Below are 26,379 nucleotides of genomic sequence, written 5' to 3' on the forward strand. Positions count from 1 at the left end.
CTTTCAATCATAGCGTAACGAACCGATAATGCTGTGCCTAAGGCATTGAACGCTAAAGAAGGAGAGAAACCATGCAGTTTTCAACAACGCCAACCCTGGAAGGGCAGACAATAACCGAGTATTGCGGTGTGGTTACCGGCGAAGCGATTCTCGGCGCCAATATCTTCCGCGACTTTTTTGCCGGTATCCGCGATATCGTTGGCGGCCGCTCGGGCGCATACGAAAAAGAGCTGCGCAAAGCGCGTGAAATCGCCTTTAAAGAGCTTGGCGAGCAGGCGGAAGCCCTCGGCGCTGATGCGGTCGTGGGGATTGATATCGACTACGAAACGGTCGGAAAAGATGCCAGCATGCTGATGGTGAGCGTAAGCGGTACGGCGGTGAAAACCCTCCGATGAAGCGTTCGCTTGCCACGCTCCTGCTGGCGCTGCTGCTGGCAGGGTGTGCCACTGAAAAAGGGATCATCGATAAAGGCGCCTACGAGCTGGACACGCGCCATCAGGCGCAGGCGGCTTACCCGCGTATAAAGGTGCTGGTGATCCACTACACCGCAGATGACTTTGACAGCTCGCTGGCCACGCTGACGGATAAGAACGTCAGCTCTCACTATTTGATCCCGGCTAAACCTCCGGCACCGGACGGTAAGCCGCGCATCTGGCAGCTGGTACCCGAAAGCGAACTGGCCTGGCATGCGGGCATCAGCTTCTGGCGCGGCACCAACCGGATTAATGATACCTCGGTCGGCATTGAGCTGGAGAACCGCGGCTGGCAAAAAACGTCGGGCGTTAAGCATTTTACGCCGTTTGAGCCTGAGCAAATTGCGGCGCTGGTTCCGCTCGCCAAAGACATTATTACCCGCTACAACATCAGGCCTGAAAATGTGGTGGCCCACTCGGACATCGCTCCGCAGCGTAAAGACGATCCCGGCCCGCTGTTTCCGTGGCAGGCGCTCGCCATGCAGGGTATCGGGGCGTGGCCCGACCCGGCGCGGGTGGCGTTTTACCTGAACGGCAAGCCGCGCGACGAGCTCGTGGAGCCGAAGGTGCTGCTCGATCTGCTGGCGCGCTACGGCTATGAGGTGACCGATAACATGACGAACGCGCAGCAGAAGCGCGCGATCGTCGCGTTTCAGATGCATTTTCGCCCGGCGCGCTGGGACGGCGTGGCCGATCGCGAAACGCTGGCTATCGCGGAGGCGCTGTTAGAGAGCTACGGGCAGGGGTAATCCTTCGGGTTACCCGACGCCACTTTACACGATCTCCTTTTGGACTGATTTTTAATCACATTCACGGGTAATGACTCCAAATTATTGATAGTGTTTTATGTTCAGATAATGCCCGATGACTTTATCATGCAGCTCCACCGATTTTGAGAACGACAGCGACTTCCGTCCCAGCCGTGCCAGGTGCTGCCTCAGATTCAGGTTATGCCGCTCAATTCGCTGCGTATATCGCTTGCTGATTACGTGCAGCTTTCCCTTCAGGCGGGATTCATACAGCGGCCAGCCATCCGTCATCCATATCACCACGTCAAAGGGTGACAGCAGGCTCATAAGACGCCCCAGCGTCGCCATAGTGCGTTCACCGAATACGTGCGCAACAACCGTCTTCCGGAGCCTGTCATACGCGTAAAACAGCCAGCGCTGGCGCGATTTAGCCCCGACGTAGCCCCACTGTTCGTCCATTTCCGCGCAGACGATGACGTCACTGCCCGGCTGTATGCGCGAGGTTACCGACTGCGGCCTGAGTTTTTTAAGTGACGTAAAATCGTGTTGAGGCCAACGCCCATAATGCGGGCGGTTGCCCGGCATCCAACGCCATTCATGGCCATATCAATGATTTTCTGGTGCGTACCGGGTTGAGAGGCGGTGTATGTGAACTGTAACTGCCATGTTTTACGGCAGTGAGAGCAGAGATAGCGCTGATGTCCGGCAGTACTTTTACCGTTACGCACCACCCCGTCAGTAGCTGAACAGGAGGGACAGCTGATAGAAACAGAAGCCACTGGAGCACCTCAAAAACACCATCATACACTAAATCAGTAAGTTGGCAGCATCACCCGGCTGGTGTTCTTCATAAAACGAAAACTGCTCCCGGGTTTATTTATTAAATGATTAATAAATAAACCGCGAAACAATTAACTTTTATAGACCCTTAATATAATTAAGAGGACAATTGACATGAACAAAAGAACATTACTCAGTGTTCTTATTGCGGGCGCATGTATTGCACCCTTTATGGCTCAGGCAACCCAGCTGCAGGCCAGCAGCGAACCTTACACCGTTAAGGCCAGCGATCTGCAGAAGAAAGAGCAGGAGTTGACCAACTTCCCGCTGATGGCTTCAGTGAAGTCAACCATCCGCACGCTGGACAACAGCGTGGTGGAACAAATTGAGCCGGGTAAATCGACAAACCCGGAAAACGTCAAGCGCGTGGAAGGGATTATCAAGGCCAGCGACTGGGAATACCTCTTCCCACTGCGTGCGCCGGAATATACCTACAGCAACTTCCTGAAAGCGGTCGGTAAATTCCCGGCGCTGTGCCAGACCTATACCGATGGTCGTAACAGCGATGCCATCTGCCGTAAGTCTCTGGCAACCATGTTCGCGCACTTCGCGCAGGAAACCGGCGGCCACGAGTCCTGGCGTCCGGAAGCCGAGTGGCGTCAGGCGCTGGTTTACGTGCGTGAGATGGGCTGGAGCGAAGGTCAGAAGGGTGGCTATAACGGCGAATGTAACCCGGATGTCTGGCAGGGGCAGACCTGGCCGTGCGGTAAAGACAAAGATGGTGATTTCGTTAGCTACTTTGGTCGCGGTGCGAAACAGCTCTCCTATAACTACAACTACGGCCCGTTCTCTGAAGCGATGTACGGCGACGTCCGCGTACTGCTGGACAAACCTGAGCTGGTGGCGGACACCTGGCTGAACCTTGCTTCCGCGATCTTCTTCTTCGCCTACCCGCAGCCGCCAAAACCGAGCATGCTGCAGGTTATCGACGGCACCTGGCAGCCGAACGATCACGATAAGGCGAATGGTCTGGTTCCGGGCTTCGGCGTAACCACGCAGATCATCAACGGCGGCGTGGAGTGCGGTGGTCCGACAGAGATCGCCCAGTCTCAAAACCGTATCAAATACTACAAAGAATTCGCCAACTACCTGAAGGTGCCTGTTCCGTCTAACGAAGTGCTGGGCTGCGCCAACATGAAGCAGTTCGACGAAGGCGGTGCCGGCGCGCTGAAGATCTACTGGGAACAGGACTGGGGATGGAGCGCGGATACCCCGTCAGGCCAGACCTACTCTTGCCAGCTGGTGGGTTACCAGACGCCATTCAGCGCCTTTAAAGAGGGTGACTACACCAAATGCGTGAAGCATTACTTCAACGTCAACGTGGTGGGTGAAGACGGGACTTCCGACGGCGGTAGCGTCACGCCAGCCCCGACGCCGACCCCTGTCGACCCAACGGACGAAGGCAATACCACGCCGGTGCCGGACGATAACACCCCGGCTCCGGACGATACTACGCCAGCGCCGGTAAACCATGCGCCGGTAGCAAAAATCGCCGGTCCAGTGGGGGCGGTTGAAGCGGGTAAATCTGTTTCTCTGAACGCGTCTGGCTCGACTGACGAAGACGGTAACCACCTGACTTATACCTGGACGGCTCCGAACGGCCAGACCGTAAGCGGCGATGATAAAGCGATTATTACGTTCAATGCACCGGAAGTGGCGGCGGCGACGCAGTACCCGATCAACCTTACCGTCAGTGACGGCGAGCTGAGCAGCACCACAACCTATACGCTGAACGTACAGGCTAAGCAGACCAACGGCGGCCAGACCGGGACTTACCCGACCTGGACTTCCAAAACCAAATGGAAAGCAGGCGATATCGTTAACAACCGCGGCCAGCTGTTCCAGTGCAAACCTTATCCGTACAGCGGCTGGTGCAATAACGCGCCATCCTACTACGAGCCAGGTAAAGGGATTGCATGGCAGGACGCGTGGACTGCGCTGTAATCGGCAAAATGACAAACGGCAACCTTCGGGTTGCCGTTTTTTTTCTCATCGCAAAAAGGCAGGGCCCGATCTACCGATGAAGCTTCCCGTGATCCCGCAGCCACGCCGCCGTACGCGTAATCCCTTCATCCAGCGTCACAACCGGTTTATACCCAAGCTCGTTCTCCGCCCGCGAAATATCCAGGGTGAAATCAAAGTTAAGCTTCGATACGCCGTAATGCGTCAGCGCAGGCTCTTTGGCCGATTTACTGCCAAAACGCTCCATGCTGCGGGCAATCATATCCAGCATTGGGTAAGGGACTGAACGGATGCGGCAGTCGATCTGCAGCTCGTCAATTAAGCGCTGCACAATGCTGCGCAGCGTGCAGGGTTCGCCGTTCGTGACGTTGTAGGCCCGACCGGAGATCAGCTTATCGCAGTCCGGCTGGCTTGCCAGCCACATGGCGTGGACGGCGTTTTCGTAATAGGTCATATCCACCAGCGCATCGCCGCCGCGCGGCAGCAGCACGCTGCCGTAGTGGTGCATCATCTGCGCCAGGCGCGGAATAAACACTTTGTCGTGCGGCCCGAACAGGCTCTGCGGACGTAAGACCGTAAAACGGGTATGCGGGTTCGACTGTGCCAGCAGGTCAATCACCTCTTCGCTGGCAGCCTTGCTGCGGGCAAACTCGCAGGCAAAGCGAGCAGGGCGGAAATCTTCCTGCACGTCACGATGGTGGTGATAGTCAAAATAGAGCGACGGTGAGGAGATATGAATAAAGTTGCGCACGCCCCAGGCGACGGCCCATTCGCCCAGACGGCGGGTTGCCCGCACGTTGGCGAGATCGAAGGCTTCCTGGGTACCCCACGGGGAGGTGAAACTGGAGCAGTGCCACAGCGTGTCGATACCGGCGAGCATCACTTTCGCCTGAGAGGAAACCAGCTCCGTCAGGTCAGCATGGACGAACTCCGCGCCCATTTTTTGCAGCAGTTTTCCCATCGCTTCGTTGCGACCGGTAGCCCTGACGCTGATGCCCTTGTTGCGCAGAAATTCGACCGCATTTCGGCCTAAGCCGCTGGTCGCCCCGGTAACCAGTACCTTCATATCAATCCACTGTGTTGAAAAGAATTTCGTGCGCATTCTTTCGTGAATTACGGCGCTATGCAATGGGAAAGGTGAAAGAAAGAGAGTTTTATTTAGATCTTTTCCGTCTTTTGTTCTGCCCGTTGCGCAATCCGCTTTGCCATCCCGCGGAAGATAAACAGGTGGGCGGGGATCATCAACAGCCAGTAGAACAGACCCGGCATTCCGTGGGGATGCCACCAGGCGCGGACGTCCAGTTCACGACAATCGCCTTTGTCTTTCAGGGTAAAGCAGAGCCGGCCCAGCCCCGGGGCTTTCATGCCGAACAGCATCGCCAGCTGCTTTTCCGGCTCGACGATGATCACCTTCCAGCTGTCGACCGCATCGCCCACCTCAAGATACGGGCGTGCCGGGCGGCCTTTTGCCAGCCTGTGCCCCACCAGCAGATCCATTGCTCCGCGCGTTTGCCAGAGGATATTGCCGAAGAAATAACCGTCTTTGCCGCCAATCTGGTTCACGACTTCCCACAGATCTGCAAGGCTGGCGGAAGTTTTCACCGTGCAGCCCGCCTGTTTCGGGTAATAGCCGTACTCCGGCCGCCAGCGGGCAAACGCCTGGGCGTCGTAGCCCCAGTCGCTGGAGTTCACCAGCTGCTCTTCCTCTTTCAGCGTATTGCGCACGGCATCATCAAAGCGGATCAGATCCTGGGGAATGAGTGCCCGCAGTTCGCGATCGTCCGCCAGTAAATCGTGTTTGAGCCCCTGGATCAGCGCTTTGGCGGTCGTCGGCGGCACCGAGGTGATCACATTCAAAAACCACACCGAAATCCAGCGGGTCGGGAAGGGGATGGGGATCAGCCAGCGGCGGCGGCCGCTGACGCGCATGAAATGTTCGAACTGCTCCTGATAGCTCAGCACTTCAGGGCCTGCCGCCTCCAGCACGCGGTGTTGCTCCGCCGGGTGATCCAGCAGGGCCACCAGATAATGCAGTAAATTCTCCAGCGCAATCGGCGTGGTGCGCGAGCGCACCCAGCGCGGCGGCGTGAGTACCGGCAGGTTGTAGACCATATCGCGCATCACTTCGAAGGCGGCGGAGCCTGCACCGACGATGATCCCGGCGCGCAGTTCGGTGACGGGGATATTCGCCCCGCGCAGGGTTTCAGCCGTCAGCTGGCGGGCGCGCAGGTGATCGGACTGCTCGTGTTCAGGCGCCTGGAGCGAGCTTAAAAAAATGACCTGCTTCACCGGGGTTTTTTGCAGCAGGGCATCGCGGACGTTCATCGCCACCTGACGCTCGTGGGCGATAAAATCCCCGCCTTCGCCCATGCTGTGCACCAGGTAGTAAAGCGTGTCGACCCCTTCCAGCAGCGCGGGAAGTTCCTTCGGCCAGTTGAGGTCAACGCTGTGGCAGGTGACGCCGGGCAAGCTGAGTCTTTGCAGGCGTTCGGTGTTGCGTGCCGCTGCCAGCACCCGGTGTCCCTGCTGGCTTAACGCCGCGGTGAGATGCTGACCGATATACCCGCTGGCGCCGAGCACCAGAATGCGTTGCGGCACGTGATGCTCCTTATCGCTGTAAAAACGCCTGCCAGTGTTTCACCACGTCCGCCAGCTGTTCGCGGCTCACGTCGAGATGCATAACCAGGCGCACGACAGGTGAGGCGTTGATCAGCACGCCACGTGATTTCATAAATTCACCCAGCGCGGCGGCGCGATCATCGCCGACGCGAACAAACAGCATGTTGGTGTCGTGACGCATCACGTCGGCACCAATTTCGCGCAGCTGCGTAGCCATCCACGCGGCGTTGTCGTGATCGTCCTTCAGGCGCGCCACGTTGTTTTTCAGGGCATACAGCCCGGCAGCCGCCAGAATACCTGCCTGACGCATGCCGCCGCCGGTCATTTTGCGCCAGCGGTTGGCGCGCTTGATGTAGTCCGCGTTGCCCACCAGCAGAGAGCCCACCGGCGTGCCCAGACCTTTAGAGAGGCAGATGGTGAACGAGTCGCAGTATTGCGCAATCTCTTTCAGCTCGCAGCCATACTCCACGACGGCGTTAAAGATACGCGCGCCGTCAACGTGCAGGCCGAGCCCGCGCTCGCGGGTGAATTCCCACGCTGCTTTCAGGTATTCGCGCGGCAGCACTTTGCCGTTGTGGGTGTTTTCGAGGCTGAGCAGCCGGGTGCGGGCGAAGTGAATATCGTCAGCTTTGATTTTCGCCGCGACCTTATCGAGCGGCAGGGAGCCGTCCGGCGCGACGTCAATCGGCTGCGGCTGAATGCTGCCGAGTACGGCGGCACCGCCTGCTTCATACAGATAGTTATGCGCGCCCTGGCCGACGATATACTCTTCCCCGCGCTCGCAGTGGCTGAGGAGCGCCACCAGGTTAGCCTGCGTTCCGGTCGGCAGGAACAGCGCGGCCTCCTTGCCGCTCAGTTCAGCCGCGTAGCGCTGCAGCTCGTTGACCGTCGGGTCATCGCCGTAGACGTCGTCCCCGACCGGGGCGGCCATCATCTCTTCGAGCATGGCGCGGCTCGGGCGGGTTACGGTATCACTGCGTAAATCGATCATGGCATGTCCTTATTATTAAAAAGGCGATGCCAGATGTTTTACCTGAGCCAGTTGGTTTTTGCCAGTTCGATCACCTCATCGCCGCGCCCGCTGATGATGGCGCGCAGCATATACAGGCTAAAGCCTTTGGCCTGTTCCAGCTTGATCTGCGGCGGGATCGCCAGCTCTTCTTTGGCGACGACGACATCCACCAGCACCGGACCGTCGATGGAGAAGGCGCGCTGCAGGGCTTCATCCACCTCTGAGGCTTTCTCCACGCGAATACCGGTGATGCCGCAGGCCTCGGCGATGCGCGCGAAGTTGGTGTCGTGCAGCTCGGTGCCGTCCGTCAGGTAGCCTCCGGCCTTCATCTCCATCGCCACGAAGCCCAGCACGCTGTTGTTGAAGACCACAATTTTCAGCGGGAGCTTCATCTGCAACACCGACAGGAAATCCCCCATCAGCATGCTGAACCCGCCGTCGCCGCACATCGCCACCACCTGACGCTCCGGGGCCGTCGCTTTTGCGCCCAGCGCCTGCGGCATGGCGTTGGCCATCGAGCCGTGGTTGAACGAGCCGAGCAGGCGGCGTTTGCCGTTCATCTTCAGATAGCGGGCCGCCCAGACGGTTGGCGTGCCCACGTCGCAGGTAAAGATGGCATCGTCGTCAGCGAAATGGCTGATCTGCTGCGCCAGATACTGCGGGTGAATGGCTTTGTCGCTCGGTTTGGCGAGGTCGTCCAGCCCCTTGCGGGCGTCGCGATAGTCACTCAAGGCCTTATCAAGGAACTTGCGGTCCGTTTTTTCTTCCAGCAGCGGCAGCAGGGCGGAAAGGGTAGATTTGATGTCGCCCACCAGCGCCATATCGACCTTGCTGTGCGCGCCGATGCTGGCCGGGTTGATATCAATCTGAATGATTTTGGCATCCGCCGGATAGAACGGACGATACGGGAACTGGGTGCCGAGCAGGATCAGCGTGTCGGCGTTCATCATGGTGTGGAAGCCGCTGGAGAAACCGATCAGCCCGGTCATCCCCACGTCGTAAGGGTTGTCGTACTCGACGTGCTCTTTACCGCGCAGGGCGTGGACAATCGGCGATTTCAGCTTACCGGCAAATTCAAGCAGCTCCTTGTGGGCGCCCGCGCAGCCGCTGCCGCACATCAGGGCGATATTGCTGAAGTAACGCAGCAGCTGCGCCAGCTTTTTCAGCTCCTCTTCGGCAGGCGTTACCACGGGCTGTGGGGCGTGATACCAGTGGGTGCTGGCCCCTTCCGGCGCGGCCTTGAGGGCCACATCGCCCGGGATAACGACCACAGAAACGCCGCGGTTCAGCACGGCCTTGCGCATGGCGATCGCCAGCACCTGCGGGATCTGCTCCGGGGATGAAACCAGCTCGCAATAGTGGCTGCATTCACGGAACAGCTCCTGCGGATGCGTCTCCTGAAAATAGCCGCTGCCGATTTCGGAAGAGGGGATATGGGCGGCAATCGCCAGCACCGGCACGTGGTTACGGTGACAGTCGAACAGCCCGTTGATCAAATGCAGGTTGCCGGGACCGCACGAGCCCGCACACACAGCCAGTTCCCCCGTAAGCTGTGCTTCAGCGCCTGCGGCGAAAGCGGCAACCTCTTCATGGCGGGTGGGCATCCATTCGATAGTCTTCATCTTGTTGAGGCTGTCGCTAAGTCCGTTCAGGGAATCGCCGGTTACGCCCCAGATACGTTTCACGCCAGCCTGTTCGAGCGTTTTCGCTATATATGCAGCCACGGTTTGTTTCATGGTTTTCCGTCTCCTTTTTGTGATTTCGCTTACAAGCTTAGAAGAAAGTCTCCGTATTGCCCGTCGCATCCCCCCAATTAAAAGGTGCTTTTCACGCGCAATTATTCGGCATAATCTGGTGATGTCTCGGTGAAAACAGGAATAATTTCAAATGGTTAAATCATTGTTAATTGCTGTTAATGAAAAGCTATCGTGCGACGATCTTGGCAAACTCTTGTTACGACTTGCCGTCGGCGGGCTGATGCTTTTTCACGGTTTGCACAAGCTTTTTGGCGGCGTGGGCTTTATTAGCGGCATGCTGGTGGAAAAAGGGCTGCCGGGATTTATCGCCTACGGCGTGTTGGTTGGAGAAGTGGTGGCACCGGTTCTGATTATTGTCGGGCTTTTTACGCGTCCGGCCGCGCTGGTGCTGGCCTTTACGATGATTGTGGCGTGGCTGATGGTGGGAATGGGTGAAACGCTCGCCCTCGATAAAGTAGGCGCATGGGCGATTGAAAGCCTGGTGTACTTCTTTATCGGCTCGCTGGCGGTCGCGTTTTTAGGCGCAGGGCGGTTTGCGCTGGGTAAAGCGCCCGCGTGGCGGTAGGGTTGTTGTAGGTCGGGTAAACGTAGCGCCACCCGACAAAAAGCCCGGTGGCGCTAGCGCTTACCGGGCCTACGATCGAACGTTTAACCCTTATGCGAGGACCAGATCGCCCTGCGGGTGGCATGAGCACGCCAGCACGTAACCCTCGGCAATTTCCGCGTCGGACAGCGTCATGGTGCTGGTGACGGTATACTCCCCGGAAACGACCTTCGTCTTACAGCAGCCGCACACGCCCGCGCGACAGGCAGCCGCTACCGGCACCTTGTTGCTTTCCAGCGCCTCCAGCAGCGTGGTACCCACGCGACCAAAGAAGATCTGCGCAGGCTGCAGCTTGGTGAACTTAACGCCGCTGGTTGCCGCTTCCGCCACCGGCGTGAAGAACTGCTCTTTGAAGAAGCGGGTCACGCCAAGCGCTTTCACCTCTTTCTCGACGATATCCATGTAAGGCGCCGGGCCACAGGTCATCACGGTGCGGTTCGCCATATCCGGCACGCTTTGCAGCAGCTCGCGGCTCAGGCGACCGGGCACAAAGCCGTGGGTCGCGTTGTGCTCCGCCACCAGCGTCACTGGATAATCACGCCACTCCTCGGCAAAAATCACGTCTTCCGGGGAACGTACGCTGAAAATAACCTGCACGTCGGCCAGCGGGCGGTTCTTCGCCAGCCAGCGGCGCATCGACATAATCGGCGTTACGCCACAGCCCGCCGCCAGCAGCAGGAATTTATCGTCTGCTTTGTCGTCACAGGTGAAATCACCCTGCGCGTCAGACAGCCAGATATAATCCCCGCGCTTCACGTCCCGCGTCAGCCACTGCGAGCCCGCGCCGTCCTCAATGCGGCGGACGGTGAGCGTAATGTACTCGCTCACCCCCGGCGTTGAGGAGATCGTGTAGGCGCGCAGGGTGTCCGCCGAATTGCGAACGCTGACCAGCGCGTACTGGCCTGCACGGTACGGATAGTAGTCATGGCACAGCAGCGACAGCGTCCACACATCCGGCGTCTCCTGATGGATGTGATGAACCTGCATCCGCCACGAACATTGTGAGGTTGGCATGGTCATGAATAACTCCTTACGCGCTCAGCAGCTGTTTCATATCATCTTCAACGTTGGTCACGGAACGCAGGCCGAATTTCTCCTTCAGCACCGCCAGCAGGTCCGGCGTCAGGAAGCCTGGCGCGGTCGGGCCGGTCACGATGTTGGTGACGCCGAGAGAGAGCAGGGTCAGCAGGATGACAATCGCTTTCTGCTCGAACCACGACAGCACTAGAGACAGCGGCAGGTCGTTCACGCCGCAGCCCAGTTTCTCCGCCAGCGTGACCGCGAGAATGATGGCCGAGTAAGCATCGTTACACTGGCCCGCATCGATCAGGCGCGGCAGACCTTCGATGTCGCCGAAGTCCAGCTTGTTAAAACGGTATTTGCCGCACGCCAGGGTCAGGATCAGGCAGTCTTCCGGCACGCTGGTGGCGAAATCGGTGAAGTAGTTACGCTCGCCGCGCGCGCCGTCGCAGCCGCCGACGAGGAAAATGTGGCGCAGCTTTTCACGGCTGACGAGATCGATCAGCGAATCAGCGGCGCCGAGCAGGGTTTCACGACCGAAGCCGACGGTAATCAGGTGCGGGATCTCGCTGTACGGGAAGCCTGCCATCTGCTGCGCCTGGGCGATAACCGGACCGAAATCGTCACCTTCAAGATGGCTCACGCCAGGCCAGCCGACGATGCTGCGGGTCCAGATGCGGTCGTCATACGCGCCTACGGTAGGGTCGATGATGCAGTTAGAGGTCATCACGATAGGGCCAGGGAAGCGGGCAAACTCCACCTGCTGGTTCTGCCAGCCGCTGCCGTAGTTACCGATCAGATGCTTAAATTTACGCAGCTCCGGGTAGCCGTGCGCCGGGAGCATTTCGCCGTGGGTATAGACGTTAACGCCGGTGCCTTCGGTTTGCTTCAGCAGGTTGTAGAGATCTTTCAGGTCGTGACCGGAAATCAGGATGCACTTGCCTTCGGTCGCCTTGACGTTGACCTGAGTCGGCGTCGGGTGGCCGTAGGTGCTGGTTTCACCGGCATCCAGAATGCTCATCACGCGGAAGTTCATCTGACCGATTTCCATTGAGCATTCCAGCAGCGCGTTCATATCGGCAGGCCAGGTGCCCAGCCACGCCATGATTTTGTGGTACTGGGCGTAGATGTCATTGTCGTACTGGCCGAGCACGTGCGCGTGTTCCATATAGGCCGCAGCGCCTTTCAGGCCGTACAGGCACAGCAGGCGCAGGCCGAGAATGTTCTCGCCAATCGCCGCTTTGTCTTTATTCGGGGTGAATTCTGCCGCCTGACGCTGGAGGTCGCCGAGATCGTCGCTGACCAGCTGCAGTTCAGACATCGGGTTTTCCACGCGGGCGCCGGCATCCGCCTTCAGGCACTGGGCTTTCAGCGCTTCACGCAGGGCAATAGCTTCGCGGGCATAGCCGACAATGCGCGGGGAATCGAAGTTAACGTTGGTCAGCGTGGAGAAAAACGCGCGCGGGGCGAAGCTGTCGACGTAGTGGTCGACAATGCCGTATTCGCGGGCTTTGAACGCCCATGCGGAAAGGCCTTGCAGGGCAGCAATCAGCAGGTCCTGCAGGTCAGATGTTTCTGCGGTTTTGCCGCACATACCCTGTGCGTAAGAGCAGCCATTGCCTGCCGGGGTACGGATGGTTTGTTCACATTGCACACAAAACATAATCACACCTGTTAAAGTTATATTTGATATACATGTTTAAGGTTATGCCTGTGCCAGAACGGAGAAAAGGGCTTTCTGCTACAAAATAGAGGGAGATTGATTTAGCGCAATTTTGGCGGCAGGAAACCTACCGCCAAAGAAGTATCAGGCAGAGAAGAAGGCCATCATGATCGGAACCAGCAGGCTTAAAATAAAGCCGTGCACGATAGCCGCGGGCACCATCTCCAGCCCCCCGGAGCGCTGGAGTACCGGCAGGGTAAAGTCCATCGACGTCGCGCCGCACAGGCCCAGCGCGGTAGAACGACTGCGGCGAACCAGGCCTGGGATCAGCATGATGGCAATCAGCTCGCGCGCCAGATCGTTAAAGAAGGCGGCGCTGCCGATCACCGGGCCGAATGATTCGGTTAGCAGAATACCGGAGAGGGAGTACCAGCCAAAACCTGATGCCATCGCCAGGCCGGTTTTCAGCGGCAGATCGAGAATAAAGGCATTAATGACGCCCGCCACCATTGAACTGGCAACAACCATGACGGCAACCATCATCCCCCGACGGTTCAGGACAATTTGTTTCAGCGTCATGCCATTATTTCGCAGCTGAATACCAATCAGGAACAGCAAGAAGATCAGCGTATATTCACTGGCCTCTGTCGCGTGCTGTAAAAATGCCCAACCGGTCAGCCCAAGAAGAAAACCGAGCACCACGACGCCGCATAATTTTAATGATTCAAGCGCCATTGCAATTCGAGAAGGGAGCTTTTCCTGATGATGGTGATTTTTCCATGGAATAGTGCGTTCCAGCCACAGCAGCGCGGCAATATTGCACAGCAAAATAACCACCACGGTGACGACAGAATAATGGAGGATGGAGAGTAAATTCGCCGACAGGTTGTCCAGAAATGCCAGGCTAATCCCCATAAAGAAAAGAATAACGTAGACAATCCAGCTCAGGAATCGATTAATGAGCCTTAATGCGGATTCACGATGCAGCGGAATAAGATAGCCCACGATCAAGGGCAGCAAAATGATGAGGAGTCCTGAAAACATGAACAGCCGGTCCTTTTTAGTATCGGTTAAGCGCCAGTGACACTACCCAATAAAGGCTGTTCAGTAAAGCGGCAAAATAAAGCCGGGTGGCGGCTGCGCCTTACCCGGCTTGTGTCAATGTGGGGTGTGCGGCCTGTGGCCCTCACCCCGGCCCTCTCCCACGGGGAGAGGGAGGGAAAGATTAATCGCGTTTTTCCAGCAGGGTGCGATACAGCACGCCGCCCAGGATACCGCCGATAATTGGCATTACCCAGAACAGCCACAGCTGCTCAAGCGCCCAGCCGCCCTGGAAGATAGCGACGGCGGTGCTGCGTGCCGGGTTAACGGAAGTGTTGGTGACCGGAATAGAAATCAGGTGGATCAGCGTCAGCGCCAGACCAATCGCAATCGGGGCAAAACCGGCCGGCGCGTGTTTGTCCGTTGCGCCGTGGATCACCAGCAGGAAGCCGGCGGTCAGCACGATTTCAATCACGATGGCAGACAGCATGGAGTAGCCGCCCGGGGAATGCTCGCCGAAGCCGTTAGAGGCAAAGCCGCTGGCCGCCGCGTCGAAGCCGGCTTTACCGCTGGCAATCACGTACAGAACGCCTGCCGCAATAATACCGCCAACTACCTGCGCCACAATGTAGCCAATTACGTCTTTCGCCGGGAAACGGCCGCCCGCCCATAAACCTAACGTCACTGCCGGGTTAAAATGACCGCCGGAAATATGTCCCACGGCAAACGCCATGGTTAATACGGTTAAACCAAACGCCAGCGCGACGCCGACAAAACCGATACCTAATTCCGGGAATGCTGCTGCCAGAACGGCGCTACCGCAGCCACCAAATACCAGCCAGAATGTACCAAAGCATTCTGCTGCCAATTTTCTAAACATAACCACCTCAAATAATTATCCGCACGCATTCCCGCGTGCGGGATATATCGCCATAAAGGGATGACGACTCAAAGAGCCCGTATTTTAAAAACCAACAACACCCCTTCGCCACTTAAATAAATTCGATTAATTTGATTTAAGGCAATGTGATGTCAATCCTTGTTCAAACTGGAGGTAAATAGAGCATAGTCCAATTTGCGGGCGGTAGTATCTTGCGAGATGTGGGTTATTTCAAATGAAACCTGATGGATAAATTCTGAATTTTTCGTGCTTCCGCCAGGTTATGGAGACGGATTGCAGTGTCAAGCCTGTATGCATCCCGCTATACTGCTGATTACTTGAAGGAAAAAGTGATCATTTGTCGGGGGATTTATGCTTCTCGAACGTGTGGAAATTGTCGGGTTTCGCGGTATTAACCGTCTGTCGCTGCAGCTGGAGCAGAACAACGTCCTGATCGGCGAGAACGCGTGGGGTAAGTCCAGCCTGCTGGATGCGTTGACGCTACTGCTTTCGCCCGAAGACGATCTGTATCACTTCGTCCGCGACGATTTCTGGTTCCCGCCCGGCGACGTAACGGGGCGCGAGAAGCACCTGCATATCATCTTGACGTTCCGCGAATCCGAGCCCGGACGTCACCGCGTGCGTCGCTTCCGCCCGCTGTCACCCTGCTGGGTGCCGTGCGACGACGGTTTCCACCGGATTTTCTATCGGCTGGAAGGCGAGATGGCGGAGAACGAGGGGGTACTCACCCTGCGTGATTTTCTCGATGAGAAAGCCAACCCGATCCCGCTGGACAATATCGACGATCTTGCCCGTCACCTGATCCGCCTGACGCCGGTGTTACGCCTGCGCGATGCGCGTTTTATGCGGCGTATTCGTAACGGAACCGTACCCAATATGCCGGAAGTGGAGGTCACCGCCCGCGAGCTGGATTTTCTGGCAAGAGAGCTGGTGTCGCGTCCGCAGAATCTGACCGATGGTCAAATCCGACAGGGGTTGTCCGCAATGGTGCAACTCCTGGAGCACTATTTTTCCGAGCAGGGAACCTCGGAGTCGCGCCATCGTCTGATGCGCCGCCGCTCTCATGATGAGCAGCGAAGCTGGCGTTATCTCGACATCATTAACCGGATGATCGACCGGCCCGGCGGTCGTACCCATCGGGTGATTCTGCTGGGGCTGTTTTCAACGCTCCTGCAGGCCAAAGGCACCGTTCGTCTTGACCGGGACGCCCGGCCGCTGCTGCTGGTGGAAGACCCGGAAACGCGCCTGCATCCCATCATGCTCTCCGTGGCCTGGCATCTGCTGAATCTGCTGCCGCTCCAGCGCATTACGACCACTAATTCCGGGGAGCTATTATCGCTGACGCCGGTAGAACACGTCTGTCGCCTGGTGCGTGAATCCTCCCGCGTCTCCGCTTTCCGGCTTGGGCCGGGCGGTTTGAATGCGGAAGACGGGCGGCGCATCGCGTTTCATATTCGCTTTAACCGGGCGTCGTCGCTCTTTGCCCGCTGCTGGCTGCTGGTCGAGGGGGAAACGGAAACCTGGGTCATCAACGAGCTGGCGCGCCAGTGCGGCCACCATTTTGATGCGGAAGGCATTAAGGTGATTGAATTCGCGCAGTCGGGATTAAAGCCGCTGATAAAATTCGCCCGACGGATGGGGATCGAGTGGCACGTGCTGGTAGACGGTGATGAGGCGGGTAAAAAATATGCCTCGACCGTGCGGAGCCTGCTGAATAACGAGCGCGAGGAAGAGCGCGATCATTTAACCATACTCCCCGCGATGGACATGGAACACTTTATGTATCGTCAGGGGTTCGACGACGTCTTCCACCGCATTGCCATGGTGCCGGTCGATGTCCCGATGAACATGCGGCGGGTGATCGCCAAAGCCATTCACCGTTCGTCAAAACCGGATTTAGCCATTGAAGTGGCGACGGAAGCGGGTAGGCGGGGCGTGGAGGCGGTACCGACCCTGCTACGGAAGATGTTCTCCCGCGTGCTGTGGCTGGCACGCGGGAAAGCGGATTAGCGTTGGGTCGCCTGTTTCATCTGCTGAATCAGGCTATCCAGCAGCGCGTAGCGGCGGCGATATTCGGCTATCCAGCAGCGCGTAGCGGCGGCGATATTCGGCGCGTTTTTTGCTGGCGATCTCTTCCATCGGTTTACGCGGCATGACGAGCGGCAGCATAAAATTACCGTTGTCCTGTTTTTCACCGCCGATGGAGAGCCAGAAACTGTCGTAATCGGCCAACAGTTTGCCCTCTTTTTTCTTGCGGTAGCGCCAGCTGCGATAAATATGGGTATCGTTACTGACGGCGACAATCTGCTCTACCGGGAACGCGGCGCCGAGCGTCATTGCGGCCTCGACCAGCAGACGTTTCGGGAACAGACCGTGGCAGGCTTTCGTCGCTCCCTGGATCAGCTCATGGGGAACATGCGCTTTTGCGCCCTGCAAACCGCCAATGAACAGCGTCGATTTTCCCTCAAACTGGCACAGCGTAAAGGTCATCTCCGCCAGCGCCGTATTTTGACCGTCACAGAAAACGAGGGTAGCTTCTCCCTCTTTATCCATAAACGCGTCGGCACACAGGCGGACGCTAAATTGCTGTTCATCTTTTCCGGTTAAGGTCAGCAGAGTCACGCCCTGTTTTGAAAGGTAACCATGAGTCAGCGTCGCCGGCAGCTGACGACACATCGTCTGATAGTGCCAGGACAGCGATTCCAGCGCACGCTGCCGATCCATATTGACCGTTAACCACGGACGATGAAGGCGGCAGGGCAGCCCTGGCTGAACCTGGAGCATTTGCATCAGGTGCGGATGTTTCGCAAGATCAGACAGCAGGCGAGCAGTGCTGAGCGGTGTCGCCAGTGAACGCAGCATGAACTTGCGTCGATAGGCGGTTTTTTCCCATGCCAGCCCGGGTGCGATCTCACCGAAAGCCAGGTTTTTGAAGAGCTGCCAGCCGGATTTTGGCTGCGGCAGGTTTGAAAGTGATGTATCGACGATAGAAGACATGGTAGATCCTGATCCTTTTGGAATATCGCTATTTCAGCAGGAGAAATGTCAACATCTCGTAAACAAATTAGGACGATTTCGGAGAACAGGGCTTTCGTTGAAGAGTCGTTTAGTTAGAATCAACGCTTATCATTGCCAGAACATTTATTTGGAATATTTATGAACCTCAAGGGAAAACGCAGAACGCTGTTTCTGCTGCTGGCGGTCGCGATTTTAGCCGGTGGGTACTGGCTATGGCAGGTGCTGAATGCGCCGGTGCCGCAGTATCAGACGCTGATTGTTCGCCCGGGCGAACTGCAGCAAAACGTCCTCGCGACGGGCAAGCTTGACGCGCTGCGCAAGGTTGACGTCGGCGCTCAGGTCAGCGGCCAGCTGAAAACGCTGTCGGTTGAGATTGGCGACAAGGTGAAAAAAGGCCAGCTGCTCGGCGTTATCGATCCTGAGCAGGCTGAGAACCAGATTCGCGAGGTGGAAGCCACGCTGATGGAGCTGCGCGCGCAGCGTGCGCAGGCGCTGGCAGAACGTAACCTGGCCCAGGTGACGCTGACTCGTCAGCAGGCGCTGGCCAAAACCCAGGCTATTTCGAAACAGGATTTAGATACTGCCACCACTGAACTGGCGGTGAAACAGGCGCAGATTGGCACGATTGACGCGCAGATCAAACGCAATCAGGCCTCGCTGGATACGGCAAAAACCAACCTCGATTACACCAAAATCGTCGCGCCGATGGCGGGCGAAGTGACCCAAATCACCACGCTGCAGGGCCAGACGGTGATTGCCGCGCAGCAGGCGCCAAATATTCTGACGCTGGCTGATATGAGCACCATGCTGGTCAAAGCCCAGGTCTCAGAGGCGGATGTGATCCATCTTAAGCCGGGACAGAACGCCTGGTTTACGGTGCTTGGCGACCCGCAGACGCGCTACGAAGGCGTGCTGAAAGACATTCTGCCGACGCCGGAAAAAGTGAACGACGCTATCTTCTACTATGCCCGCTTCGAAGTACCCAACCCGCAGGGCGTGCTGCGTCTGGATATGACCGCGCAGGTGCATATCCAGCTGACCGGCGTGAAGAACGTGCTGACCATTCCGCTCTCTGCGCTCGGTGAATCCGCCGGGGAGAGCCGTTATAAAGTGAAAGTGCTGCGCAACGGCGAAACGCGCGAGCGCGAGGTCGTGATAGGCGCGCGCAACGACACCGACGTGGTGGTGGTGAAAGGGCTGGAAGAGGGCGAGGAGGTTGTTGTCAGCGAAAGCCTGCCCGGAGCCGCTAAATGACGGCGCTGCTTGAGCTGAATAACATTCGTCGCAGCTATCCGTCAGGCGACGGCCCGGTGGAGGTGCTGAAGGGCATCTCCCTGCGCGTGGAAGCGGGCGAGATGGTGGCCATTGTCGGCGCGTCGGGTTCCGGTAAATCGACGCTGATGAACATTCTCGGCTGTCTGGATAAACCGACCAGCGGGACCTATCGCGTGGCCGGGACGGATGTCTCCACGCTGGACGGCGACGCGCTGGCGAAGCTGCGCCGGGAACACTTCGGCTTTATCTTCCAGCGTTATCACCTGCTTTCTCACCTTAACGCGGCCCAGAACGTGGAAGTGCCTGCGGTGTATGCGGGCGTCGAGCGTAAAAAGCGCCTTGAGCGCGCGCAGATGCTGCTGACGCGTCTGGGGCTGGCGGAGCGGGTGGAGTATCAGCCCTCGCAGCTTTCCGGCGGCCAGCAGCAGCGCGTGAGTATTGCCCGCGCCCTGATGAACGGAGGGCAGGTGATCCTCGCGGATGAACCGACCGGCGCGCTCGACAGCCATTCCGGCGAAGAGGTGATGGCGATCCTCCATCAGCTTCGCGATCAGGGGCACACGGTGATTATCGTTACCCACGATCCGCAGGTAGCGGCGCAGGCGGAACGCATTATTGAGATCCACGACGGCGAGCTGGTCAGCAACCCGCCGCCGCGTGAGTCCAGGGCTGCGGCGCCGAAAGAAGTGCTGCCGGCATCAACCGGCTGGGGACAGTTCTCCAGCGGCTTTCGCGAAGCGCTGACCATGGCCTGGCTGGCGATGGCGGCCAACAAAATGCGCACCCTGCTGACGATGCTCGGCATCATCATCGGTATCGCCTCTGTGGTGTCGATCGTGGTGGTGGGCGACGCGGCCAAGCAGCTGGTGCTGGCCGATATCCGCGCCATCGGCACTAATACCATTGACGTTTATCCCGGCAAAGACTTTGGCGACGACGAGCCGCAGTATCAGCAGGCGCTAAAATACGACGACCTGGCGGCGATTCAGAAGCAGCCGTGGGTGAACTCCGCCACGCCTGCGGTTTCGCAGAACCTGCGTCTGCGCGTGGGCAACGTTGACGTGGCCGCCAGCGCTAACGGCGTGAGCGGAGACTATTTCAACGTCTACGGCATGACCTTCAGCGAAGGCGCCACCTTCAACGCCGAGCAGCTGGCGGGCAGGGCGCAGGTGGTGGTGCTGGACGCGAACTCGCGCAGGCAGCTCTTCCCCAATAAAGCCAACGTGGTGGGCGAAGTGATCCTGGTCGGTAACATGCCTGCCACGGTCATCGGCGTGGCGGAAGAGAAGCAGTCGATGTTTGGCAGCAGCAAGATCCTGCGCGTCTGGCTGCCCTACACCACCATCTCAGGGCGGATTATGGGGCAGTCCTGGCTCAACTCCATCACCGTACGCGTGAAGGAGGGCTACGACAGTGCGCTGGCCGAACAGCAGCTTGAGCGGCTGCTAACCCTGCGCCACGGGAAGAAAGATTTCTTCACCTGGAATATGGACGGCCTCTTGAAAACGGCGGAAAAGACCACACGTACTCTTCAGCTGTTCCTCACGCTGGTGGCGGTGATCTCGCTGGTCGTCGGCGGCATCGGGGTGATGAATATCATGCTGGTGTCGGTCACCGAGCGCACCCGGGAGATCGGCATCCGCATGGCGGTCGGCGCCCGGGCCAGCGACGTGCTGCAGCAGTTTTTGATTGAAGCGGTACTGGTATGTCTGGTCGGCGGGGCGATGGGCATTGCGCTCTCGATGATGATCGCGTTTGCGCTCCAGCTCTTTTTACCCGGCTGGGAGATTGGTTTCTCGCCGGTCGCCATTATTACCGCGTTTTTGTGTTCGACCTTTACCGGCATTTTGTTTGGCTGGTTGCCCGCCCGCAACGCGGCGCGGCTGGATCCGGTGGACGCGCTGGCTCGGGAATAACCCGAAAATAAAAATGCCAGCCGATCGGGCTGGCATTTTGACTGCGGGATGTACACAATAAAACAGAGAGCTATGCAACCGTCTCTGCTTCAACGGGTACGATTAGGCTGGCATGATTGCCTTTTGGTCCCTGATGTACATCGAACCGGACGGACTGCCCGGCTTTGAGCGTTCTGTAACCATCCATCTGAATGGTGGAATAGTGAGCGAAGATATCCTCGCCGCCGCCTTCGGGGCAGATGAAGCCAAACCCTTTGGCGTTGTTGAACCACTTAACAGTACCCATTTCCATGCTTCGACATCCTTCGTAAATCTTATAAGTTAAGATGGAATGAACCGGTGGTGGAGTGGGGGCTGTTCAAAACCTCGCCATCTCACGCTTGTACAATTTAGAGAAACGAAAGAAGTCGTCAAGCGTTTGGCGCTGGAGATGGGACAATAATCAACCAAAGTTTGAAGCAGTTAACGCTATTGCAACAGTTTGTGACAGACATCGCGGATGACAGTAATAGATGATTGTTATCTAACATCTGAGGTAGATTCAAAGTGGTTATGCATAATGGGTAAGACCAACGATTGGCTGGATTTTGACCAGCTGGCGGAAGATAAAGTGCGCGACGCGCTAAAACCGCCATCTATGTATAAAGTTATGTTAATGAACGATGATTACACGCCGATGGAATTTGTTATTGACGTGCTACAAAAGTTCTTTTCTTATGATGTAGAACGTGCAACGCAACTGATGCTTACCGTTCATTATCGTGGCAAAGCTATCTGCGGCATCTTCACAGCCGAAGTGGCGGAAACCAAAGTAGCGATGGTGAACGACTATGCGAGGGAGAACGAGCATCCGTTGCTGTGTACGCTGGAAAAGGCCTGATAAGGCATAAAATTGGGGGAGGTGCCTATGCTCAATCAAGAACTGGAACTCAGTTTAAACATGGCTTTCGCCAGAGCGCGTGAGCACCGACATGAGTTTATGACCGTCGAGCATTTACTGCTCGCACTGCTTAGCAACCCATCTGCCCGCGAAGCGCTGGAAGCCTGCTCCGTGGATCTGGTGGCGCTACGTCAGGAACTCGAAGCCTTCATCGAACAAACCACACCGGTGCTGCCAGCCAGTGAAGAAGAGCGCGACACGCAGCCGACGCTCAGCTTCCAGCGCGTGCTGCAGCGCGCGGTATTCCACGTCCAGTCTTCCGGACGTAGCGAAGTGACTGGCGCAAATGTCTTAGTCGCCATCTTCAGCGAGCAGGAGTCACAGGCTGCCTACCTGCTGCGCAAACACGAAGTCAGCCGCCTCGACGTGGTTAATTTTATTTCTCACGGAACGCGCAAAGACGAGCCTAACCAGGCATCGGATTCCAGCAATCAGGTCAATAACAATGAAGAGCAAGCAGGCGGGGAGGATCGTATGGAAAACTTCACCACCAACCTTAACCAGCTTGCTCGCGTTGGCGGTATCGACCCGCTGATTGGTCGCGATAAAGAGCTGGAGCGCGCGATCCAGGTGCTGTGCCGTCGCCGCAAGAACAACCCGCTGCTGGTGGGCGAGTCAGGCGTGGGTAAAACCGCGATTGCCGAAGGGCTTGCCTGGCGCATCGTGCAGGGCGACGTGCCGGAAGTGATTGCCGACTGCACCATCTACTCGCTGGATATCGGCTCGCTGCTGGCGGGCACCAAATACCGCGGTGATTTTGAAAAACGCTTCAAGGCGCTGTTAAAACAGCTGGAGCAGGACACCAACAGCATCCTGTTTATCGATGAGATCCACACCATCATCGGCGCAGGTGCGGCCTCCGGTGGCCAGGTGGATGCCGCGAACCTGATCAAACCGCTGCTCTCCAGCGGCAAGATCCGCGTGATTGGCTCCACGACCTACCAGGAGTTCAGCAACATCTTTGAGAAAGACCGTGCGCTGGCGCGCCGCTTCCAGAAAATCGACGTGACCGAGCCGTCCGTCGAGGAGACGGTGCAGATCATCAACGGCCTGAAGCCGAAGTACGAAGCGCACCACGACGTGCGTTACACCGCGAAAGCGGTCCGTGCGGCGGTGGAGCTGGCGGTGAAATACATCAACGACCGTCATCTGCCGGATAAGGCGATTGACGTGATTGATGAGGCAGGGGCGCGTGCGCGCCTGATGCCGGCCAGCAAGCGTAAGAAAACCGTTAACGTGGCGGATATCGAGTCCGTGGTGGCCCGCATCGCGCGTATCCCTGAGAAGAGCGTTTCTCAGAGCGACCGCGACACGCTGCGCACCCTCGGCAATCGCCTGAAAATGCTGGTCTTTGGTCAGGATAAGGCCATTGAGGCCTTAACCGAAGCGATCAAGATGACCCGCGCCGGGCTGGGGCATGACCACAAACCTGTCGGTTCCTTCCTGTTCGCTGGCCCGACCGGCGTGGGGAAAACCGAGGTGACGGTTCAGCTCTCCAAAGCGCTGGGCATTGAGCTGCTGCGCTTTGATATGTCCGAGTATATGGAGCGTCACACCGTCAGCCGTTTGATTGGTGCGCCTCCGGGCTACGTGGGCTTTGACCAGGGTGGCCTGCTCACCGACGCGGTGATCAAGCATCCGCACGCGGTCCTGCTGCTCGATGAAATCGAGAAGGCGCACCCGGACGTGTTCAACATCCTGCTGCAGGTGATGGACAACGGGACGCTGACCGACAACAACGGGCGCAAGGCGGACTTCCGCAACGTGGTGCTGGTGATGACCACCAACGCCGGCGTGCGTGAAACCGAGCGTAAATCCATCGGCCTGATCCACCAGGATAACAGCACTGATGCGATGGAGGAGATCAAGAAGATCTTCACGCCTGAGTTCCGTAACCGTCTGGACAACATTATCTGGTTCGATCACCTGTCTACCGACGTGATCCATCAGGTGGTGGACAAGTTCATCGTCGAACTGCAGGTTCAGCTGGATCAGAAAGGCGTGTCGCTGGAAGTGAGCCAGGAGGCCCGCAACTGGCTGGCCGAGAAAGGCTACGACCGTGCGATGGGTGCCCGTCCGATGGCGCGCGTGATTCAGGACAACCTGAAGAAACCGCTGGCGAACGAGCTGCTGTTTGGCTCGCTGGTGGACGGCGGCCAGGTGACCGTGGCGCTGGATCAGGCGAAGAACGAACTGACGTACGATTTCCAGAGCGCGGCGAAGCACAAGCCGGAAGCGGCTCACTGAGTTAAATGTTAATGTTAAAAACCGGGCATTTGCCCGGTTTTTTTATGCCTGCCAAGGTAAAAGCAAAACGACAACAGTGTTGTCGTTTTTAGTGTTTTCTCCCTCTCCCTGTGGGAGAGGGCTGGGGTGAGGGCAACAGACCGCAGAGAAATTTTGCGAGGCGCTTTCCAGTTTCTTTCGAAGTCAGTTGCTGGATAAATCCACAGTAATAAAATGGCGGCGCACCTGCAAAATCAGGTGCCGGGATTGGCGTCCTGAAAGTGTGCACAAACAATCTTACGTGCATAAAGGATCACATATGACTGATATTAATAACTTCGCCCAACTTTACAGCGAACTCTCCCTCAACCCCGATCTCCCAACCCTGGCCGAGCGCTGCAAACTGCTCACCGAAATCCTCCTCGACTGCAAATCACTCCCGCAAACGCAGCCCGTTTGCCGCTGTCTCGGAGCCTACCTGGAAGAGGTTAAATCCGGCCTCACAGAATCCATGCGTGATTTTCAGATAGTGGAATTTGAGAAAGAAGCGGAACAACCGCGACAAAAAGAGTGGTTGCTGGAAGATACCGCAACACAGTGCGATTACTGCCGCGCGTTAAACCATATACTGCTGGTATCGCATTTTGACCGCGATATGTTGCCGCACCTGACGGGACTGCTGCATGACATTACGCATTCGATGGCCGCAGATGTCGTTGCACCTCAAAGTGCAAAAACGGTAATTCACATTATTTCCTGACGTCGATCCGAGGCGTCGGGGGAGTTCCTCTGACGCCAAATGGATAAATCTTCGGAAAAGTGGGTAATGATACCAACGTGTTGATTTCGTATTTTCACTGACACCAGGATCATCCTGATGTTACAAGGATTGAATGACTACAGATTAAAATAGTCATCAACAGGTTGACAGCATTACCGAAAAGTGGGTGTTACAGGAAGACGTTAATAACTTTTGATGACAATAAAACAGTGCAGTTCGCTGCCGTACAGCTCGCGTTATTAAGCCCTTAACTACCTGAATTTTCCTTCATCTGTTGGTTATAAATACAGCCAAGACCCACTAAATGCTGGCTCACTACCCGTGCCCCATAGTTATGGCACTGTAATGACCATGGATGGGATTTCAGCCAGACAGCAAATGCAGTGCAGGATGCAAGTGAAATTAACGCGGGCTCCGCTGTACCTTGCTGTCCGGTCAGTAGGCCAATCATCTTGCATATTTCGCCATTATCCCAACGCTGCCACACATTTTTCCACCATCCCATTTTCCAGCTACCAGTAAGGCAAAATGCTTTGTCAGAGAGGTTGGCGTTTTCAGTATTTTCAGACACAAACCAAAGATCGGTTTTTCCAAGTCGGACTTCTGTTGACCAGGCAGTTATAGCCCCGCCGCGCAAAACGCACTCATGGGCGAGATAATGATCGGTTACACCCGGGAAGCGTCGTTTTAATCGCTGGAAATGACCGTGTATGGTAATGACAGGACGGACCATGCTTCCCCGGTCGTTTCGCTTAAGCTCGGCACTACCGTACTGAATTTCATCAAATTGACTCCGTTTAAGAAATTGCATTTCTTGCTCCCGAATAAGATCGGTATTGCTCGACGGTAGTATCGAAGAAGGGAAAGACTTAGAACCCTGATAGAGCAACGAATCACCTGCCTTCCAGTCGCAATAGTTGGTTGTTATTTGAATAATTTTGCCGGAGCCAGCATCGGCACTGATCACAACATACAGTTTCTGCCTCGCAGAATGACCCTGAAACGGTATAACCATTGTGGTCGTTGACACCCTTGTTAGCGCAGGGAGTGAAACATGCAGATCGTGTTCGAACCCGTTAACCGCTTGCGCAAGGACCCTTTTGTTTGTCGTTTCACCAGAGTGCACCCCTTGTTCGAGCTGGGAAAGAAGGGTGATATTTTTATTCAGGCATACAGCATTGTCATAGTGTGGAGTAAACACATGGCGGCAGGTACAACACTGAAGGCGTGGGTTTCTGGCTTTTGTGTATCCATAGCGAATGACCTGAGCGGTAAAACAGCGGGGGCAACCTTGTCCTGTATGTCCTAATTTTCGCTGCATGAATTGTCTGAACCACTCGTCACATTCTTTTTTATTAAACAGTGGAGGAAGGCTGCCACATTTTTGACATTCAAGAGCAGCGTAGCCCAGACGATAAACAGGAAAAACATAATCACTCGCATCTGGTATTCCGAGATTTGGACATGACCAGCTTTTACAAACATTGAGATCTATTTTTGGAGCGGATTCCATGTGCTTCACCAACTCATTCTGTTAGTCGTAAATTTTCGCGTCTCCCTTTTCCATATGTCGTGAGAAGGT

General features: G+C 56.7%; 22 protein-coding genes. 10 read left to right on the top strand and 12 right to left on the bottom strand.

Going from position 1 to position 26,379, the window contains the following annotated elements:
• The first annotated feature begins 71 nt into the window (after positions 1–71).
• Positions 72–395, top strand: coding sequence for a heavy metal-binding domain-containing protein (locus ACJ69_RS02985; RefSeq protein WP_023310944.1), 324 nt, complete (start codon positions 72–74; stop codon positions 393–395).
• Complete coding sequence (locus tag ACJ69_RS02990; protein WP_059346407.1) at positions 392–1,222, top strand: N-acetylmuramoyl-L-alanine amidase; 831 nt, start codon at positions 392–394, stop codon at positions 1,220–1,222. Before ACJ69_RS02985 ends, ACJ69_RS02990 begins: the two co-directional genes overlap by 4 nt.
• A gap of 81 nt (positions 1,223–1,303) precedes the next feature.
• Here ACJ69_RS02990 and ACJ69_RS02995 read toward each other — a convergent pair.
• Positions 1,304–2,001, bottom strand: a protein-coding gene (locus tag ACJ69_RS02995; protein ID WP_103215986.1) for an IS1-like element IS1A family transposase whose coding sequence is annotated in 2 segments (ribosomal slippage) — positions 1,304–1,752 and positions 1,752–2,001 — 699 coding nt in all. Because the reading frame shifts where the segments join, the coding sequence is not laid out codon by codon here.
• Between the two features lie 175 nt (positions 2,002–2,176).
• Here ACJ69_RS02995 and ACJ69_RS03000 point away from each other — a divergent pair.
• Positions 2,177–4,006, top strand: a complete 1,830-nt coding sequence (locus ACJ69_RS03000) for a chitinase (RefSeq protein WP_059346408.1) — start codon at positions 2,177–2,179, stop codon at positions 4,004–4,006.
• 70 nt (positions 4,007–4,076) lie between these two features.
• On the opposite strand, the gene ACJ69_RS03005 is transcribed toward ACJ69_RS03000, so the two are convergent.
• The 4 genes from ACJ69_RS03005 to poxB all read right to left on the bottom strand — a co-directional run bounded on the left by ACJ69_RS03005 (position 4,077) and on the right by poxB (position 9,391).
• Complete coding sequence (locus tag ACJ69_RS03005) at positions 4,077–5,090, bottom strand: NAD-dependent epimerase/dehydratase family protein (RefSeq protein WP_054830052.1); 1,014 nt, start codon at positions 5,088–5,090, stop codon at positions 4,077–4,079.
• A 92-nt stretch (positions 5,091–5,182) separates the two neighbouring features.
• The gene (locus tag ACJ69_RS03010) at positions 5,183–6,622 is read right to left on the bottom strand and encodes an SDR family oxidoreductase (RefSeq protein WP_054830051.1); all 1,440 of its coding nucleotides are present in this window, start codon (positions 6,620–6,622) and stop codon (positions 5,183–5,185) included.
• A 10-nt stretch (positions 6,623–6,632) separates the two neighbouring features.
• The gene (gene ltaE, locus ACJ69_RS03015; RefSeq protein ID WP_059346409.1) at positions 6,633–7,634 is read right to left on the bottom strand and encodes a low-specificity L-threonine aldolase; all 1,002 of its coding nucleotides are present in this window, start codon (positions 7,632–7,634) and stop codon (positions 6,633–6,635) included.
• Positions 7,635–7,672: 38 nt separating this feature from the next.
• Positions 7,673–9,391 carry a ubiquinone-dependent pyruvate dehydrogenase gene (poxB, locus tag ACJ69_RS03020; protein ID WP_059346410.1) on the bottom strand — a complete coding sequence of 573 codons (1,719 nt, stop codon included), beginning with the start codon at positions 9,389–9,391 and terminating at the stop codon, positions 7,673–7,675.
• Positions 9,392–9,542: 151 nt separating this feature from the next.
• Here poxB and ACJ69_RS03025 point away from each other — a divergent pair, with 151 nt between their 5' ends.
• Positions 9,543–9,977: a DoxX family protein gene (locus tag ACJ69_RS03025; RefSeq protein WP_029739477.1), complete on the top strand. Its 435-nt coding sequence runs from the start codon at positions 9,543–9,545 to the stop codon at positions 9,975–9,977.
• Between the two features lie 90 nt (positions 9,978–10,067).
• On the opposite strand, the gene hcr is transcribed toward ACJ69_RS03025, so the two are convergent.
• From hcr to aqpZ, 4 genes are all read right to left on the bottom strand, one after another.
• On the bottom strand, positions 10,068–11,036 hold the full coding sequence (hcr, locus tag ACJ69_RS03030) for an NADH oxidoreductase (protein WP_054830050.1): 969 nt from the start codon (positions 11,034–11,036) through the stop codon (positions 10,068–10,070).
• Positions 11,037–11,046: 10 nt separating this feature from the next.
• Positions 11,047–12,699 (bottom strand): hydroxylamine reductase, encoded by a 1,653-nt coding sequence (gene hcp, locus ACJ69_RS03035; RefSeq protein ID WP_059346411.1) that lies wholly within the window; start codon positions 12,697–12,699, stop codon positions 11,047–11,049.
• A gap of 144 nt (positions 12,700–12,843) precedes the next feature.
• Positions 12,844–13,743, bottom strand: coding sequence for a LysO family transporter (locus tag ACJ69_RS03040; RefSeq protein WP_059346412.1), 900 nt, complete (start codon positions 13,741–13,743; stop codon positions 12,844–12,846).
• 181 nt (positions 13,744–13,924) lie between these two features.
• Positions 13,925–14,620, bottom strand: coding sequence for an aquaporin Z (gene aqpZ, locus ACJ69_RS03045; RefSeq protein ID WP_014883193.1), 696 nt, complete (start codon positions 14,618–14,620; stop codon positions 13,925–13,927).
• A 372-nt stretch (positions 14,621–14,992) separates the two neighbouring features.
• On the opposite strand from aqpZ, the gene ACJ69_RS03050 reads away from it, so the two are divergent.
• Entirely contained in the window at positions 14,993–16,651 is a 1,659-nt protein-coding gene (locus ACJ69_RS03050; protein WP_059346413.1) for an ATP-dependent endonuclease, read from the top strand.
• Between the two features lie 33 nt (positions 16,652–16,684).
• Here ACJ69_RS03050 and ACJ69_RS03055 read toward each other — a convergent pair whose 3' ends face one another.
• The gene (locus tag ACJ69_RS03055; protein WP_059346414.1) at positions 16,685–17,638 is read right to left on the bottom strand and encodes a VirK/YbjX family protein; all 954 of its coding nucleotides are present in this window, start codon (positions 17,636–17,638) and stop codon (positions 16,685–16,687) included.
• Between the two features lie 159 nt (positions 17,639–17,797).
• Between ACJ69_RS03055 and macA the strand changes: the two genes are divergently transcribed.
• Positions 17,798–18,913, top strand: coding sequence for a macrolide transporter subunit MacA (macA, locus tag ACJ69_RS03060; RefSeq protein ID WP_047648189.1), 1,116 nt, complete (start codon positions 17,798–17,800; stop codon positions 18,911–18,913).
• A complete protein-coding gene (gene macB / locus ACJ69_RS03065) occupies positions 18,910–20,850 on the top strand; it encodes a macrolide ABC transporter ATP-binding protein/permease MacB (protein WP_029739484.1) in 1,941 nt (646 codons plus the stop codon). The genes macA and macB overlap by 4 nt, the downstream gene beginning before the upstream one ends.
• 70 nt (positions 20,851–20,920) lie before the next feature.
• On the opposite strand, the gene cspD is transcribed toward macB, so the two are convergent.
• Positions 20,921–21,142 carry a cold shock-like protein CspD gene (cspD, locus tag ACJ69_RS03070; RefSeq protein WP_006809408.1) on the bottom strand — a complete coding sequence of 74 codons (222 nt, stop codon included), beginning with the start codon at positions 21,140–21,142 and terminating at the stop codon, positions 20,921–20,923.
• 267 nt (positions 21,143–21,409) lie between these two features.
• Between cspD and clpS the strand changes: the two genes are divergently transcribed.
• The 3 genes from clpS to ACJ69_RS03085 all read left to right on the top strand — a co-directional run bounded on the left by clpS (position 21,410) and on the right by ACJ69_RS03085 (position 24,776).
• Positions 21,410–21,730, top strand: a complete 321-nt coding sequence (gene clpS, locus ACJ69_RS03075; RefSeq protein ID WP_006174393.1) for an ATP-dependent Clp protease adapter ClpS — start codon at positions 21,410–21,412, stop codon at positions 21,728–21,730.
• A gap of 27 nt (positions 21,731–21,757) precedes the next feature.
• Entirely contained in the window at positions 21,758–24,037 is a 2,280-nt protein-coding gene (clpA, locus tag ACJ69_RS03080; protein WP_059346415.1) for an ATP-dependent Clp protease ATP-binding subunit ClpA, read from the top strand.
• A gap of 298 nt (positions 24,038–24,335) precedes the next feature.
• Positions 24,336–24,776 carry a hypothetical protein gene (locus ACJ69_RS03085; RefSeq protein WP_054830049.1) on the top strand — a complete coding sequence of 147 codons (441 nt, stop codon included), beginning with the start codon at positions 24,336–24,338 and terminating at the stop codon, positions 24,774–24,776.
• 268 nt (positions 24,777–25,044) lie between these two features.
• Here the strand turns inward: ACJ69_RS03085 and ACJ69_RS25120 are convergent, their stop codons facing one another.
• Positions 25,045–26,319 (bottom strand): hypothetical protein, encoded by a 1,275-nt coding sequence (locus ACJ69_RS25120; RefSeq protein ID WP_153251222.1) that lies wholly within the window; start codon positions 26,317–26,319, stop codon positions 25,045–25,047.
• Between the last annotated feature and the right edge of the window lie 60 nt (positions 26,320–26,379).

It is taken from the genome of Enterobacter asburiae, assembly GCF_001521715.1.
Taxonomy (GTDB): domain Bacteria; phylum Pseudomonadota; class Gammaproteobacteria; order Enterobacterales; family Enterobacteriaceae; genus Enterobacter; species Enterobacter asburiae.

Coding starts and splice junctions, on each gene's coding strand:
- clpS (WP_006174393.1), top strand. CDS start 21,410: ATGGGTAAGACCAACGATTGGCTGGATTTTGACCAGCTGGCGGAAGAT.
- ACJ69_RS03000 (WP_059346408.1), top strand. CDS start 2,177: ATGAACAAAAGAACATTACTCAGTGTTCTTATTGCGGGCGCATGTATT.
- hcp (WP_059346411.1), bottom strand. CDS start 12,699: ATGTTTTGTGTGCAATGTGAACAAACCATCCGTACCCCGGCAGGCAAT.
- ACJ69_RS03055 (WP_059346414.1), bottom strand. CDS start 17,638: ATGTCTTCTATCGTCGATACATCACTTTCAAACCTGCCGCAGCCAAAA.
- ACJ69_RS03050 (WP_059346413.1), top strand. CDS start 14,993: ATGCTTCTCGAACGTGTGGAAATTGTCGGGTTTCGCGGTATTAACCGT.
- ACJ69_RS02990 (WP_059346407.1), top strand. CDS start 392: ATGAAGCGTTCGCTTGCCACGCTCCTGCTGGCGCTGCTGCTGGCAGGG.
- ACJ69_RS03085 (WP_054830049.1), top strand. CDS start 24,336: ATGACTGATATTAATAACTTCGCCCAACTTTACAGCGAACTCTCCCTC.
- cspD (WP_006809408.1), bottom strand. CDS start 21,142: ATGGAAATGGGTACTGTTAAGTGGTTCAACAACGCCAAAGGGTTTGGC.
- clpA (WP_059346415.1), top strand. CDS start 21,758: ATGCTCAATCAAGAACTGGAACTCAGTTTAAACATGGCTTTCGCCAGA.
- ACJ69_RS03025 (WP_029739477.1), top strand. CDS start 9,543: ATGGTTAAATCATTGTTAATTGCTGTTAATGAAAAGCTATCGTGCGAC.
- macB (WP_029739484.1), top strand. CDS start 18,910: ATGACGGCGCTGCTTGAGCTGAATAACATTCGTCGCAGCTATCCGTCA.
- macA (WP_047648189.1), top strand. CDS start 17,798: ATGAACCTCAAGGGAAAACGCAGAACGCTGTTTCTGCTGCTGGCGGTC.
- poxB (WP_059346410.1), bottom strand. CDS start 9,391: ATGAAACAAACCGTGGCTGCATATATAGCGAAAACGCTCGAACAGGCT.
- ltaE (WP_059346409.1), bottom strand. CDS start 7,634: ATGATCGATTTACGCAGTGATACCGTAACCCGCCCGAGCCGCGCCATG.
- ACJ69_RS03040 (WP_059346412.1), bottom strand. CDS start 13,743: ATGTTTTCAGGACTCCTCATCATTTTGCTGCCCTTGATCGTGGGCTAT.
- ACJ69_RS02985 (WP_023310944.1), top strand. CDS start 72: ATGCAGTTTTCAACAACGCCAACCCTGGAAGGGCAGACAATAACCGAG.
- ACJ69_RS03005 (WP_054830052.1), bottom strand. CDS start 5,090: ATGAAGGTACTGGTTACCGGGGCGACCAGCGGCTTAGGCCGAAATGCG.
- hcr (WP_054830050.1), bottom strand. CDS start 11,036: ATGACCATGCCAACCTCACAATGTTCGTGGCGGATGCAGGTTCATCAC.
- aqpZ (WP_014883193.1), bottom strand. CDS start 14,620: ATGTTTAGAAAATTGGCAGCAGAATGCTTTGGTACATTCTGGCTGGTA.